This is a genomic window from Colwellia sp. BRX8-5 (assembly GCF_014077325.1).
Classification (GTDB): Bacteria; Pseudomonadota; Gammaproteobacteria; order Enterobacterales; family Alteromonadaceae; genus Colwellia_A.
Window position 1 is genome coordinate 15,140 of sequence record NZ_JACGVR010000022.1, and the last position, 14,265, is coordinate 29,404.

Consider the following 14,265-nt stretch of genomic DNA (forward strand, 5'->3'; position numbering starts at 1 on the left):
AATGAGATTAGTTAGGCCATTAAAGGCCTTATAATTTGACTACTGTGTTCTGTGACCCTTTATTAAAAGCAGCGAGTAAATCGACATTTTAAATGATCACAGTGATTTTTTATTGATCAGTTGAGCTAATACAATTACCACTAGCGCAGCAGTAAAACCACCAAAAACAACAATCATCATTTGTGGCATAGTATAACCGAAGAATTGCCAATTTATGTCACCACAATCTCCTGTTGCTTCAAACAAAGAAGGTAACCATTTGTGTAAAGGGGCCCAACTTGGGAAGTTAGGTACAAACTCACAACTATAGAGAAATGATAATGTAGCTGATTGAATTTCAACGTGCTCAATGGCAATCAATAACCCCCATATAGCGCTAACACCCCAGAGTGTCAATGCGACTGAGCGTAAGAGAGTATTTTTATTGCCCATGCTGCCAACTATGCCAGCAAAGAATATTCCCCATAGTGCTGTACGTTGGTAAATACACATAATGCAAGGAGCTAAGCCCATTACGTATTGAAAATAAAGAGCCGATAATTCTAAACCAAAAACGGTTAGGCTAAGTAATTGCCAAGCGCGAGTGTTTACCGATAAATCACTTAAAAATTTCAAAAGTTTTCCTTAATCATGTTCAATGTTGTTATTTTAGATTGTTATCTAGTTAACTATAGACATCATCACATATTGACACTTAAATTGATGTGATAGTGACATTAGCGTGATAGTTGCTAGCACTTAGTTTGTTGCACAAAAATGACTTTTATCATTAGTATAAATAAAGCGCCATAAGGGCGCTTTATTGATACAAGTTAACAGTAAAACTACTATATGTTAACTTTAGTGTTCTTGTGAAGATGACGCCCCACCTTCAGTCATGTGATGCTGAATTAAACCCGATTCATAAAAATCTTGTGTCGATTGCTCCAAATGACCTGAAGAAATAGCAAGTAAACCAATAATGGTCAATACGATAGTATAAGGGAAAGCCATAATAACCATACGGCCATATGACAATCTAACTAAGGGAGCAAGCGCTGAAGTTAATAGGAATAAAAACGCAGCTTGGCCATTTGGCGTAGCAACACTCGGCAAGTTAGTGCCTGTGTTAATAGCAACAGCAAGTAAATCAAATTGGTCACGGCTTATTATTCCTGAAGAAAGTGCTTTTTCAATTTCAGTAATGTATACCGTGCCAACAAATACGTTGTCACTGACCATAGATAATAGGCCATTAGCTAAATAAAACATGACTAATTGCATGTTACCTTCAAAAGTTAATACCCAAGTGATGACGGGCGTAAATAATTGTTGGTCAACAATAACGGCAACGATGGACAAAAAAACCACTAATAGCGCGGTAAAAGGTAATGCTTCTTCAAAAGCATGACCAATTTGATGTTCTTCAGTTACACCTGTGAAAACCGTTGCAAGTATAATAACGGATAAACCAATTAAGCCAACTGGCGCTAAATGTAATGCTAAACCAACAATCAACCAAACGGCGATTAATCCTTGCACGACTAATTTTACATTATCACTTTTATTGCGTTTTTTACTTTCTTCAATGTCGAAGTCACGTAATATTTGATAAACATTTTCTGGCAGGGCAAAACCATAACCAAACCATTTGAACTTTTCTAATAAAGCACATGTGATTAAACCTGAAACAAATACAGGAATAGTAACGGGTGACATCCGAATGGTGAATTCAATGAAATCCCAACCGGCTTGCTGACCAATAATCAAATTTTGTGGTTCGCCCACGATAGTGCATACACCACCTAAAGCTGTACCAACACCTGCGTGCATCAATAGGTTACGTAAATATCCTCTAAAGCTTTGTAAATCGCTTTTTATATCATCATCATCGGGATTGTCATGGGGATGGTCTTCACCTATAGAGGCAGCTTTATGATAGACAGAATAAAAACCTAGGCCAACGCTGATTATTACCGCAATGACGGTTAATGCATCTAAAAATGCTGATAAAAATGCCCCTGAAAAACAGAATAATAATGACACCACTATTTTTGAACGGATCTTAGTGACTATTTTCGTGAACAAAAAGAGCAACAAACTCTTCATGAAATATATTCCAGCAACCATAAAAATCAGCAGCAGAAGTACTTCGAAGTTAATCATTAATTCATGTTTTACATGAGCGGGTGAAGTCATCCCTATGGCAATAGCTTCAATCGTTAATAAACCGCCGGGTTGCAGCGGGTAACATTTTAATGCCATTGCTAAAGTGAATATAAACTCTATGACTAATGCCCAACCTGCAATATAGGGGTCAACATAGAAAAAGAGGATAGGGTTAATCACTAAGAATGAGATAATTGCCAGCTTGTACCACTCAGGCGAGTTGCCAAGAAAGTTTTTATAAAATGCACTCATGAAGGATTGTTGCATAATTGACCTGTTTATTTTAAGTATATGACGAATTGTGTCTCGCCTTGAATGGATCTTGTTTCTGTTATTTTGATAAAAAATGCATAGTAGTTTAAGTACCATTGAAAAGCTTGTAAATAATCTATCTTTATAGCGTAATCGTGGCCTTTTCTTCTGAGAATATAAGGCATGAGTCCTTTATATTATTTAATAACTTAGCCGCAGTGATATTTATTGAATTGCCGTTTTGCTTGAAATGCTTCGACTCTGCAGTATTAAATTAAATATTGCCTTTATAAATACACACTTTAGCCCCGCGTTAAACACCATCGATTGAGCTATAAATTCACAATGAGTAAGCTAATTCTAGATTTGTCATGCTATTTCGCAGAATATAGCATGTTAATATTGCTAAATTATTGAGTTAATCGATGTTTATGCATAATAAGTACTTTAATAAGATAAAAATTTATTAGGGGGTGCTTTCGTGACTTAACTCATCGCTTCTTATTAGGCATTAGCTTTAAATATTAATAGTTTTTTAGACGCTAGTTCAGTATTGACTTAAAAATAAAATAGTAAATTTCATTTTGACTTACTGACTTTATCTACAAATAAAATTATTTATTATTCATAAATTAAAGGCTTATCTCTCTACAGCCGCTAATAAACAGGGGTTAACTCTGTTGTTTTTCACAAAATATAGTGTGAGGTTGCCACTGAGTATCCACATAAGTGACCAACGTTGACAGTAACGTCGAATTTATCCGCTTGTGCCAAATAGATGTTCTGGTACAATCAGTTAAAATTTTAAGATTAAGATATTGTGTGGAGCAGTATGGTTATCAAAGCACATAGCCCAGCAGGGTTTGCAGAGCAATATATTGTTGAGTCTATTTGGAACGGTGGTTTCCCCCCCGGTTCTATACTTCCGGCTGAACGAGAGTTATCTGAACTCATTGGTGTTACGCGTACAACATTACGTGAAGTTTTACAGCGCTTAGCACGAGATGGCTGGTTGACTATTAAGCACGGTAAACCCACCAAAGTGAATAACTTTTGGGAAACCTCTAGTTTAAATATTCTTGAAACCTTGGCTCAACTCGATCAAGAAGGCATACCTGATCTGGTTGACAATTTAATGTCAGCTCGGACAAATATTAGCGCCATTTATATTCGTGGCGCGATTAAAAATAATGCTGAAAAAGTGATTGAGCTCATTAAAGCTTATGAAGATGTAGAAGATAACGGAGAAGCCTTTGCCGAGTTTGATTATCGATTAAATAAAGAGTTGGTGGTTGCCTCTGGAAATTCTATCTATTTATTAATCTTAAATGGCTTTAGAGGCTTATATTCTCGTCTAGGTACTTTATATTTTTCTCATCCTAAAGGTCGTGAGATATCTCGAGTCTATTATAAGAAATTAATTGAATTAGCTAGCGAAGATAAGTTTGATGAGTCTATATTTGCCGTACGTAAATATGGTATCGAGTCAGGTAAGCTTTGGCTAGAACTTAAAGATGACGTATTAAAAGAGCTATCTGAATAAATTATCTATAGTGATTAAAAGGCAAGGGTTAACTTGCCTTTTAATTATCTTCACTGCTCTCTCATTCTGGATATTGTGCAATAACTTCTTCATCCTCCTCTTCATTGTTCTGTACTAACCGCACGTCAAATTGCCATAAGGTATATAAATGTTTCATCACTTCATCTTTTGAATCGTCTAGCGGAACATTTTGGTGTGGTGTATATTTCAATGTTAGCGATCGGTCACCATCAACATCAGCATTTGTTACCTGAATATTAACCTCTAGATTACTCAAATTATACTGTTCAGATAACGCGCTTCTTACTTTTTTGTAGCCACTTTCATTGTGAATAGCTGCCACGTCAATAAAATTTTCTTTTTCATCATCGTGTAAATAAAATAACTTGAAATCGCGCATTAGTTTTGGTGATAAATATTGACTAATGAAGCTTTCATCTTTGAAATTTTTCATGGCAAAATGTAAAGTATCTAACCAATTACTATTGGCTATTTCTGGAAACCATCGTTTATCTTCTTCTGTTGGGTGTTCACATATTCTTCTAATATCTATAAACATATTAAAGCCTAACGCATAAGGATTAATACCAGAATAATGAGGACTGTTGTAATTGGGTTGTGCGACAACATTGGTATGGTTATGTAAAAATTCCATCATGAACTTATCGGTGACTAGACCTTCATCATATAAATGGTTTAGCAGTGTGTAATGCCAAAAGCAGGCCCAGCCCTCGTTCATGACTTGTGTTTGTTTTTGCGGATAAAAGTATTGCGAGATTTTTCGAACAATGCGTACAATTTCTCTTTGCCATGGTTTTAGTAAGGGCGCATATTTTTCAATGAAATATAAAATGTTTTCTTGCGGTTCATTTGGAAATGTCGGTTTCTTATCCTTAGCATCATCTTTGTTTTTCGGTAATGTTCGCCATAATGTATTCACCTGCGATTGTAAATATGCTTCACGGTCATTTTGACGTTGTAACTCTTCCTCTAATGATATCTTTTGTGGACGTTTGTAGCGGTCAACACCGTGATTCATTAATGCATGACAAGCATCTAAGCATGATTCAACCTCACTAATGCCAAATTTTTGTTCACATTCGCTAATGTAGTTTTTAGCAAACAATAAGTAGTCAATTATTGAGCTCGCATCAGTCCAGGTTTGGAATAAATAATTACCTTTAAAAAAAGAATTATGTCCGTAACAAGCATGTGCCATAACGAGTGCTTGCATGGTCATAGAATTCTCTTCCATTAAATATGAAATACAAGGATCAGAATTGATAACAATTTCGTAGGCTAATCCCATTTGACCACGTTTATAGTTTTGCTCTGTTTGAATAAATTTTTTACCAAATGTCCAATGGTTATATCCAATAGGCATACCGACACTAGCGTATGCATCCATCATTTGCTCTGCGGTGATCACTTCAATTTGGTTGGCGTAAGTCTCCAATCGATAATGCTTTGCAACCCGTGCAATTTCAGTTTGATATTGATCAAGTAAATCAAAGTTCCAGTCACACTGGTCACTTAAGGGTTTACGTTTGTCCATTATTTGCCTCCTTTGCCGTTATTAACTTAGGCTGCTTTACTCTGATTTTTCTTGAAAAGCTTTCTAAAAACAGGATAAATATCTTCAATGCTTTTAATATGTTGTATTGCAAAATGTTCTGTATATGCTGCAATTTCTTGATATTGCTGCCAAAGTGTTTGATGAGGTCGTTGTGATATTTCAATGTAACTAAAGTAGCGTGCTTTAGGTAGAATATGCTCTGTGAGTAATTTTTGACAACGAGGAGAATCATCGGCCCAGTTATCTCCATCAGAGGCCTGCGCGGCGTAAATATTCCATTCGCTTTCCTTATAACGCTCATCCATTATTTTAATCATTAAATCTAATGCACTTGAAGCAATAGTGCCGCCGGTTTCTTGCGAATAAAAAAACTCTTCTTCATCAACCTCTTTTGCTTGCGTGTGGTGTCGAATATAGACCACATCAATCGTTTTATAGGTGCGGGTGAGAAATAAATACAATAAGAGATAAAATCGTTTGGCAATATCTTTAGTGGCTTGGTCCATAGAGCCAGAAACATCCATTAAACAGAACATCACCGCCTTTGATGTAGGTAGGGCTTGTTTTGCATAGTTTCTAAAACGTAAATCAAAGGTGTCAATGAAAGGGACTTTACTGATTTTACCTTTAAGCATGTCGATCTGATTGTTTAGGTCTTTAATTTTTTGGACATGATCATGTTTATCAGCCATTAATGCCGCTAAGGCGAGTTCAAGGAGTTTTAACTCTTTACGCTTGGTTGATGTCATAGCAATACGTCTTGCTATTGATCCCTGTAGCGATTTTACAATATCTATATTTGAGGGGACGCCTTCAGCACAATAACCCGAGCGAACAGTTTTATAATCAATTAACGTATCCAATTGGTTCTTTTCTAAATTTGGCAATTCAAGATCTTCAAAAAGTAAGTTCAAATATTCATCTTTAGAAATAGAAAAAATAAAATCATCATCTCCCTCACCAGTGTTACTGGCATCACCTTTACCGCTACCTTGTCCTTGCTGTTGTGGAGGGCGTTTGATTTGATCGCCGGTTGAAAATTGGTCATTACCCGGGTGAACTCTATCTTTAACACCCCCTTTGCCCTGATGAAAAACAGGTTCAGATAAATCTTTTTTGGTGATGGTAATGTCTTCACCACGATCAACATCAGTAACACTGCGTTTATTAATCGCTTGTTCAACGGATTTCTTTATTTGGCTTTTATAGCGTTTAATAAAGCGCTGGCGATTAACCGTGCTTTTGTTTTTGCTATTTAAACGTCTATCAATAAAATTCGCCATATTATCCTCCTACTTTATTGGCTTTTTAAAACAATAAAGTACAAGTTAAGAAGACTTTCTTACCCGTAAATACCACTCTGACAGTAACCGCACTTGTTTTTTTGTATAACCTTTACTCATCATGCGTTCTATAAAATCGTCATGTTTTTGCTGGTCGTCATTTGATGTTTTAGTGTTAAACGAAATAACGGGTAATAAATCTTCAGTATTCGAGAACATTTTTTTCTCAATAACCGTGCGCAGTTTTTCGTAACTTGTCCAGTTGGGGTTCTTACCGTTGTTATTGGCTTTAGCACGTAATACAAAATTGACAATTTCATTACGAAAATCTTTAGGGTTACTAATGCCAGCAGGCTTTTCTACTTTTTCTAATTCATTATTTAAGGCTTCTCGGTCGAAAAGCTGTCCAGTTTCAGCATCGCGATACTCTTGGTCTTGTATCCAAAAATCAGCATAAGTGACATAGCGATCAAAGATATTTTGTCCATATTCAGAATAAGACTCTAAATAAGCCGTTTGAATTTCCTTGCCAATAAATTCTATGTATTGAGCTGACAAGTAACCTTTAATGAACTCTAAATATCGCTCGGCTGTTTCTTGGGGTAATTGCTCTCGTTCAATTTGTTGCTCGAGTACATAAAATAAATGTACTGGATTTGCGGCAACTTCTAAATGATCAAAATTAAAAACGCGTGATAATATTTTAAAAGCAAAACGTGTTGATAGCCCAGACATACCTTCATCCATGCCCGCATAATCACGGTATTCTTGATACGACTTAGCTTTTGGGTCGGTGTCTTTTAAGCTTTCGCCGTCATAAACGCGCATTTTAGAATAAATACTAGAGTTCTCGGGATCTTTTAAACGTGATAGTACAGAAAACTGCGCTAAGGTTTCTAACGTATCTGGGGCACAATGTGCATTTTTTAATTCACTGTTTTCGAGTAATTTTTTATAAATTTTTACTTCTTCAGAAACACGCATGCAGTAAGGGACTTTGACCATATAAACGCGGTCTAAAAAGGCTTCGTTGTTTTTGTTATTTCTAAAGGTTTGCCATTCTGACTCATTAGAATGCGCAAGCAAAATGCCATTAAAGGGCAGGGCTGATAATCCTTCTGTTGGATTATAGTTACCTTCTTGTGTTGCTGTTAACAACGGATGTAATACTTTAATGGGGGCTTTGAACATTTCGACAAATTCCATCATGCCTTGATTCGCTCGACACAATGCGCCTGAATAGCTATAGGCATCAGGATCATTTTGTGAAAAGTGCTCTAACTGTCGAATATCAACTTTACCAACCAGGGCTGAAATATCTTGATTGTTATCGTCGCCAGGCTCTGTTTTTGCAATGGCTATTTGATCAAGAATTGAAGGATATAACTTAACCACCTCAAATTTTGCAATATCACCTTGATATTCATGCAGCCTTTTAGCCACCCAAGGCGACATAATGGTCTTTAAATAACGTTCTGGTATTTTATATTCTTTTTTTAATATCTTACCATCTGCATTTGCGTCGAATAAACAAAAAGGGTGGTCATTTACCGGGCTTCTTATGCCATTAGCACTGAGCACATAGATAGGCTCTTGCTGCATTAATGCTTTTAATTTTTCAGCTAATGATGATTTTCCTCCACCCACAGGCCCTAATAAATAGAGTATTTGTTTCTGTTCTTCCAGTCCTTGTGAAGCATGCTTAAGGTAGGCAACAATCTGCTCTATAGCTTCTTCCATGCCATAAAATTCCTTAAAGGCAGGATAGCGAGCAATTACCCGATTAGAAAATATACGGCTTAAGGTAGGTTCATTTGAGGTGTCTATCATTTCAGGCTCGCCAATGGCCTTCAATAAGCGCTCAGAAGCGGTGGCGTAAGCAAGTTTGTCTTTTTGACAAATAGCTAAAAATGCTTGAATACTAAAGTTCTCTTCTTTAGCTTCATCGTAACGTGATTGATAATGCTGAAAAATACTCATAACTGCCTCCATAAGGAAAAAATTTGCAGATGAGTAAAAACTTACCGTAGTACAAAGTCGATATTGTTTAACTCATTCAAATAAGACCGAGAAACTATCGATATTCGCCCCAACAAGACACTAAACTTTGCATTGAAACGAATATGTCTACCATTAAGTCTAGACGGTATTTTTTAAGGTTGAGAATAATTAGAGATTTTTTTGTAAGCAAAGAGGAAAATATAAAAATCTTTTATATTGAATTAAAAAGAAAAAGGACACTTTTATTGAATTTTAAGCATAAAAAAACCAGAGTAGGTACTCTGGTTTTCAATAAAATTCTTACTTAAAGGTTAATAAATTAATCTTTAATGAATATAAATTAAGCGAAGTTTGCCGTAGCAAAATCCCAGTTAGCTAATGCCCAAAAACCAGCCATGTAGCTTGGACGAAGATTACGGTAATCAATGTAGTAAGCATGTTCCCATAAATCCACTGTTAATAACGGTGTAACGCTCTCATCAGTTAATGGTGTTGCAGCATTTGAAGTGTTAACGATAGCAAGGCTACCATCTGCTTTTTTCACTAACCATGTCCAGCTTGAACCAAAGTTGTTGATTGCACTATCAGTAAATTTTGTTTTAAATTCAGCGAAAGAACCAAAGCTTGCATTGATTGCATCAGCCAAAGCGCCTGTTGGTTCACCGCCGCCGTTAGGGCTTAAGCTGTTCCAGTAGAATGTGTGATTCCAAATTTGTGCTGCATTATTGAAAATGCCTGCTGATGAAGTCTTTACGATGTCTTCTAAAGACTTGCCTTCAAAATCAGTACCTTCAATTAATCCATTAAGCTTTACAACATAAGTGTTGTGATGCTTACCGTAGTGAAACTCAAGTGTTTCAGCTGAAATATGTGGTACAAGTGCATCTTGTGCATAGGGTAATGCGGGTAATTCAATAGCCATTAGTTTCTCCAGAAATGGGTTATACAAATTTATTTTTGCGCAAAAATAAAGAAGTTGTGTGCTTTTATTTAAAAACCAGTTAAAACCTAGTAAACTAGTCAAGTATTATTAAAGCCTGACTAGTGTACCCATTTATATAGGTTTTGCCAGTGTAAATATCAAGCCTGTTATTGTTTATTCTACTAAATAAGTGCTTTTTAGTCTTTATTACCTTGATTATTTTAGTGTCAGACTCCATTAATCAAAGTAATAAACATTAAATTTTATATTGTAAAGATCGAGGTTTTTTCGGTCGTAATTAGAGGTATCCCATGGAAACTATTGAACGTATCAAAGAACAACTTTCTGAAAACACTATTTTGCTTTATATGAAAGGTTCTCCTAAATTGCCTAGCTGTGGCTTTTCTTCACAAGCATCACAAGCACTAATGCAGTGTGGTGAAAAATTTGCTTATGTTGATATTTTACAAAATCCTGATATTCGTGCCGAATTACCAAAGTATGCTGATTGGCCAACATTCCCACAATTATGGGTTGACGGTGAATTAGTCGGTGGTTGTGACATTATTATGGAAATGTTCCAACAAGGTGAATTACAAACCTTGATCAAAGAAGCTGCAGAAAAAAATAATTCTGAAGAAAAAGCTTAGTATCATTTTTGAAACTGACGTTAGTTAAATTTTTTATTAAAAAAGATGAAAATAAGTTGAAAATCACCTTATCGTCTCAATAATAGATGTACGTCAGTTTTATGATTTAAATCAATTTAATAAAAATATTGGAGAATAGAATGAGTGTATTAGTTGGCCGTGCAGCACCAGATTTTACTGCAGCAGCAGTTTTAGGTAGTGGCGAAATTGTTGATAGCTTTACGTTATCGACAGCAATTAAAGGTAAAAAAGCCGTAGTGTTTTTCTACCCTCTAGATTTTACTTTTGTTTGTCCGTCTGAGTTATTAGCTTTTGATCACCGTATGGAAGAATTCAAAAGCCGTGGTGTTGAAGTTATTGGTGTTTCTATCGATTCACAATTTTCTCATAACGCATGGCGTAACACTCCAGTAAACGAAGGCGGTATTGGCCCAGTACAATATACTTTAGTTGCTGATACAAAACATGAAATCTGTAAAGCGTACGATGTTGAACATCCTGAAGCGGGTGTTGCATTTCGTGGTTCTTTCTTAATTGATGAAGAAGGCAATGTACGTCATCAAGTAATTAATGATTTACCATTAGGTCGTGACGTTGACGAAATGATCCGTATGGTTGACGCATTACAATTCCACCAAGAGCACGGCGAAGTTTGTCCAGCTGGCTGGAACAAAGGTGATAAAGGTATGACTGCTTCTCCTGAAGGCGTTGCATCTTACTTAGCTAACAATGCTGACAAGCTTTAATATAATAACTTAGGCTTTAGTTAGCCGATGTAATTATTAAAAGTAATAAAAAACCGCTTAATTGCGGTTTTTTTATGTTCAGGAAGAACGGTATGTCACGGTGCCAAGGATGGCAAAGAGTGACGATGTTCAGGAAGAACGGTATGTCACGGTGCCAAGGATGGCAAAGAGTGACGATGTTCAGGAAGAACGGTATGTCACGGTGCCAAGGATGGCAAAGAGTGACGATGTTCAATCCCGTCATGCTGAATTTATTTCAGTATCTGTTTTTGTTTTGTCAACAACGAGATCCTGAAACAAGTTCAGGATGACGGTGTCTTTGTTAGTTGTATTTCAGTATATAAATACAGGCTCTTGAGATCGTCATACTGAATTTATTTCAGTATCTGTTTTTTGTTTTGTCAACAACGAGATCCTGAAACAAGTTCAGGATGACGTTGTCTTTGTGAGTAGTATTTCAGTACTTAAGTATATAAGTACTGGCCCTTGAGATCGTCATGCTGAATTTATTTCAGTATCTAAAGCACTAGATCCTGAAATAAATTCAGGATGACGGTGTCTTTGCTAGTTGTATTTCAATATCAGGATGACGTTGTCTTTGTGAGTAGTATTTCAGTACTTAAGTATATAAGTACTGGCCCTTGAGATCGTCATGCTGAATTTATTTCAGTATCTAAAGCACTAGATCCTGAAACAAGTTCAGGATGACGGTGTCTTTGTGGGTTGTATTTACGTATTTAAGAACTGGCTCTTGAGATCGTCATGCTGAATTTATTTCAGTATCTAAGCACTAGCTCCTGAAACAAGTTCAGGATGACGGTGTCTTTCCTCGTTGTATTTTAATATCAGGATGACGGTGGCTTCATTGAGAGGGTAAATAATAGAAAGTGACAGTGTTTAAAATTAAGCCAATCAAAAGTTGAAAATCAACCTACACTTAATTTATCACCTTATTGATTTCTGGAATCGTTTTGTTTGTACCTAAGACGCTTTATGAGAACTTACCGTTCGCGTATTTTATTGTAAGTGGTTATTTACTTACCTTTAATATGACATGGCCTATGCTTATTTCTGCGGCGCTATTTTATAGTGCTGCTTGTGTTACATTAGTTACTCGTTCGGCTTGTCGAAGACTCGATAAACAAAAAAAACTCGGTATAAAAAATAAAATACCTGAACTCTTCTATGAATATTTACCCTATATTTACAACGCTATTGGGGTATTTACCCTGATGGTCACCAAAAATTCACTCTTTCAATTTTTTGCATTCACTTTGATTGTTTTAGCGGTTAGAAATCTATTGTGCCGACATAATAACCGCAGTAGCTCAGCTAAATTATTTTAATCGCTTGCCGGTGTATCACTCTCTTGTTGTTCTTCATCGACTATTGCTAGGGGCCAACCACCCATTTTTTGCCATTTATTAACGATAAAACAAAAAAGTTCAGCGGTTTTTTCGGTATCGTATAATGCCGAATGAGCTTCACTATTATTGAAGTCTAACCCTGCCGCTAAACAGGCTTTTGCAAGAACAGTTTGTCCAAGCGCTAAACCAGATAATGTTGTGGTATCAAAGCTAACAAAAGGATGAAAGGGTGATCGCTTTATCAAACAACGTTCTACGGCTGCATTGACAAATCCCAAATCAAAAGCGGAATTATGAGCAACCATAACGGCACGCTGGCAGCCGGCAATTTTCATCTTTTTTCTAATTAACTTAAAAATCTCTGTTAACGCTTTGTGTTCATCAACAGCACCACGTAATGGGTTTGTTGGGTCTATGCCGGTGAACTCTAATGCCGCTTGCTCTAAATTGGCGCCTTCAAAAGGTTCTACGTTAAAGTGAATTGTTTCATCAAGAGAGAATTGACCTGTACTTTCATCTAGCGATAAAGTTGTCGCTGCTATTTCCAGTAAAGCATCAGTTTGTGAATTGAAACCTGCTGTTTCAACATCGATGACTACTGGGAAATAACCTCTAAAGCGCTGTGCAAAAGCACTTTTAATATTTTTATCAGCAGAACTCTTATTTTTAGTATCAGGATTTATACTCATGTTTACATCTTTTTTAAGTTAGCATTCAATTTCAAGGAGTAAATTATCGCAGAAAAAAAATGTAAACTCTATGCGAACGCTATGATGAAGCTTTAAAGTTATGAAAATATTGCTGATAACTGCTAAAGTTATAGAATATTGGGTCGATAACAGATACGTGGCAGGATAAAAGATAAATATTTTATGAAAAAAACTATCATCACATTATTATTATGCGTATTTGTTAGCCAAGCTAATGCTGGTATTCGTCAGTATGGTGCTGACTTAGAACACGCTAATTGGCAGTTAACTAATAACTCAAGGCTAGAGTGCACCTTATCACACCAAATACCTAATTATGGTGAAGCAAAATTCTACAGTACGGCAAACCGTAAAATGAATATGGAATTTGAACTCGATATGATGCGTTTACCTGATACTTATTCATTAGCAGAAGTTCGTTCTGTTGCGCCTAATTGGCGCCCTGGAAAAAATGGTCGAACTCTTGCCAATATGAAACTTCATAAGCAGTTTGCGCCAAGTCTACCGAAAAAGGTTGCTTGGAATATGCTTAATGAATTAGAGCAGGGCATGAACCCCACGTTTTACTATAACGATTGGTATAGCGACAACGATCTTATTTCTGTTGGTATATCAACGGCTAAGTTTAACCGTGCCTATCAAGAATTTATTGGTTGTGTCAGTAACTTACTTAATTACAATTTTGATGATATTTCTTATACGGTATTAAATTATCAATTTGGTGGTGATAGCTTAACCAAATCATCTAAAAAGCGTTTAACGATGATCGCAGAGTACCTTGCTTTAGATCAAAACTTAGAGTTGGTGCTTATTGACGGTTATACTGACAGTTATGGTGGCAGAAATGATAACTTGAAAATATCAAACCGCCGAGCAAACACGATTCGAGAGCATTTTGTTAAGAGTGGTATTGACCCTAGTCGAATTGAAGCAAAAGGTTATGGCGAAAAGCGTCACATTGCTGCTAACAATACCGTTATTGGTCGTGCACAAAACAGACGTGTTGTTATTAGAATGGAACAACCGTAAAGACGAATGTACTGCAAAAAAATTATTTTATAAAGAAT

General features: G+C 36.2%; 12 protein-coding genes. 5 read left to right on the forward strand and 7 right to left on the reverse strand.

Annotation, left to right across the window (positions count from 1 at the left end; translation table 11 throughout):
- Positions 1-96 precede the first annotated feature (96 nt).
- The gene (gene dsbB, locus H4J62_RS13930) at positions 97-615 is read right to left on the reverse strand and encodes a disulfide bond formation protein DsbB (protein WP_182216330.1); all 519 of its coding nucleotides are present in this window, start codon (positions 613-615) and stop codon (positions 97-99) included.
- 225 nt (positions 616-840) lie between these two features.
- On the reverse strand, positions 841-2,415 hold the full coding sequence (gene nhaB / locus H4J62_RS13935; RefSeq protein ID WP_182216328.1) for a sodium/proton antiporter NhaB: 1,575 nt from the start codon (positions 2,413-2,415) through the stop codon (positions 841-843).
- A gap of 817 nt (positions 2,416-3,232) precedes the next feature.
- Here nhaB and fadR point away from each other — a divergent pair.
- Entirely contained in the window at positions 3,233-3,943 is a 711-nt protein-coding gene (gene fadR, locus H4J62_RS13940) for a fatty acid metabolism transcriptional regulator FadR (protein ID WP_182216326.1), read from the forward strand.
- 61 nt (positions 3,944-4,004) lie between these two features.
- On the opposite strand, the gene H4J62_RS13945 is transcribed toward fadR, so the two are convergent.
- From H4J62_RS13945 to sodB, 4 genes are all read right to left on the reverse strand, one after another.
- The gene (locus H4J62_RS13945; RefSeq protein WP_182216324.1) at positions 4,005-5,498 is read right to left on the reverse strand and encodes a SpoVR family protein; all 1,494 of its coding nucleotides are present in this window, start codon (positions 5,496-5,498) and stop codon (positions 4,005-4,007) included.
- A 26-nt stretch (positions 5,499-5,524) separates the two neighbouring features.
- Positions 5,525-6,802: a YeaH/YhbH family protein gene (locus H4J62_RS13950; RefSeq protein ID WP_182216322.1), complete on the reverse strand. Its 1,278-nt coding sequence runs from the start codon at positions 6,800-6,802 to the stop codon at positions 5,525-5,527.
- A 45-nt stretch (positions 6,803-6,847) separates the two neighbouring features.
- Positions 6,848-8,782, reverse strand: coding sequence for a PrkA family serine protein kinase (locus H4J62_RS13955; RefSeq protein ID WP_182216320.1), 1,935 nt, complete (start codon positions 8,780-8,782; stop codon positions 6,848-6,850).
- A gap of 361 nt (positions 8,783-9,143) precedes the next feature.
- Positions 9,144-9,725, reverse strand: a complete 582-nt coding sequence (gene sodB, locus H4J62_RS13960; RefSeq protein WP_182216319.1) for a superoxide dismutase [Fe] — start codon at positions 9,723-9,725, stop codon at positions 9,144-9,146.
- Between the two features lie 311 nt (positions 9,726-10,036).
- On the opposite strand from sodB, the gene H4J62_RS13965 reads away from it, so the two are divergent.
- The 3 genes from H4J62_RS13965 to H4J62_RS13975 all read left to right on the forward strand — a co-directional run bounded on the left by H4J62_RS13965 (position 10,037) and on the right by H4J62_RS13975 (position 12,467).
- Positions 10,037-10,375 (forward strand): Grx4 family monothiol glutaredoxin, encoded by a 339-nt coding sequence (locus H4J62_RS13965; RefSeq protein ID WP_070376459.1) that lies wholly within the window; start codon positions 10,037-10,039, stop codon positions 10,373-10,375.
- 140 nt (positions 10,376-10,515) lie between these two features.
- Positions 10,516-11,121, forward strand: coding sequence for a peroxiredoxin (locus H4J62_RS13970; RefSeq protein WP_070376460.1), 606 nt, complete (start codon positions 10,516-10,518; stop codon positions 11,119-11,121).
- Positions 11,122-12,092: 971 nt separating this feature from the next.
- Complete coding sequence (locus H4J62_RS13975) at positions 12,093-12,467, forward strand: hypothetical protein (RefSeq protein ID WP_070376461.1); 375 nt, start codon at positions 12,093-12,095, stop codon at positions 12,465-12,467.
- On the opposite strand, the gene rnt is transcribed toward H4J62_RS13975, so the two are convergent.
- Entirely contained in the window at positions 12,464-13,177 is a 714-nt protein-coding gene (rnt, locus tag H4J62_RS13980) for a ribonuclease T (RefSeq protein WP_182216316.1), read from the reverse strand. The genes H4J62_RS13975 and rnt overlap by 4 nt on opposite strands.
- Before the next feature lie 183 nt (positions 13,178-13,360).
- Here rnt and H4J62_RS13985 point away from each other — a divergent pair, with 183 nt between their 5' ends.
- Complete coding sequence (locus tag H4J62_RS13985) at positions 13,361-14,227, forward strand: OmpA family protein (protein WP_182216315.1); 867 nt, start codon at positions 13,361-13,363, stop codon at positions 14,225-14,227.
- The last annotated feature ends 38 nt before the right edge of the window (positions 14,228-14,265 follow it).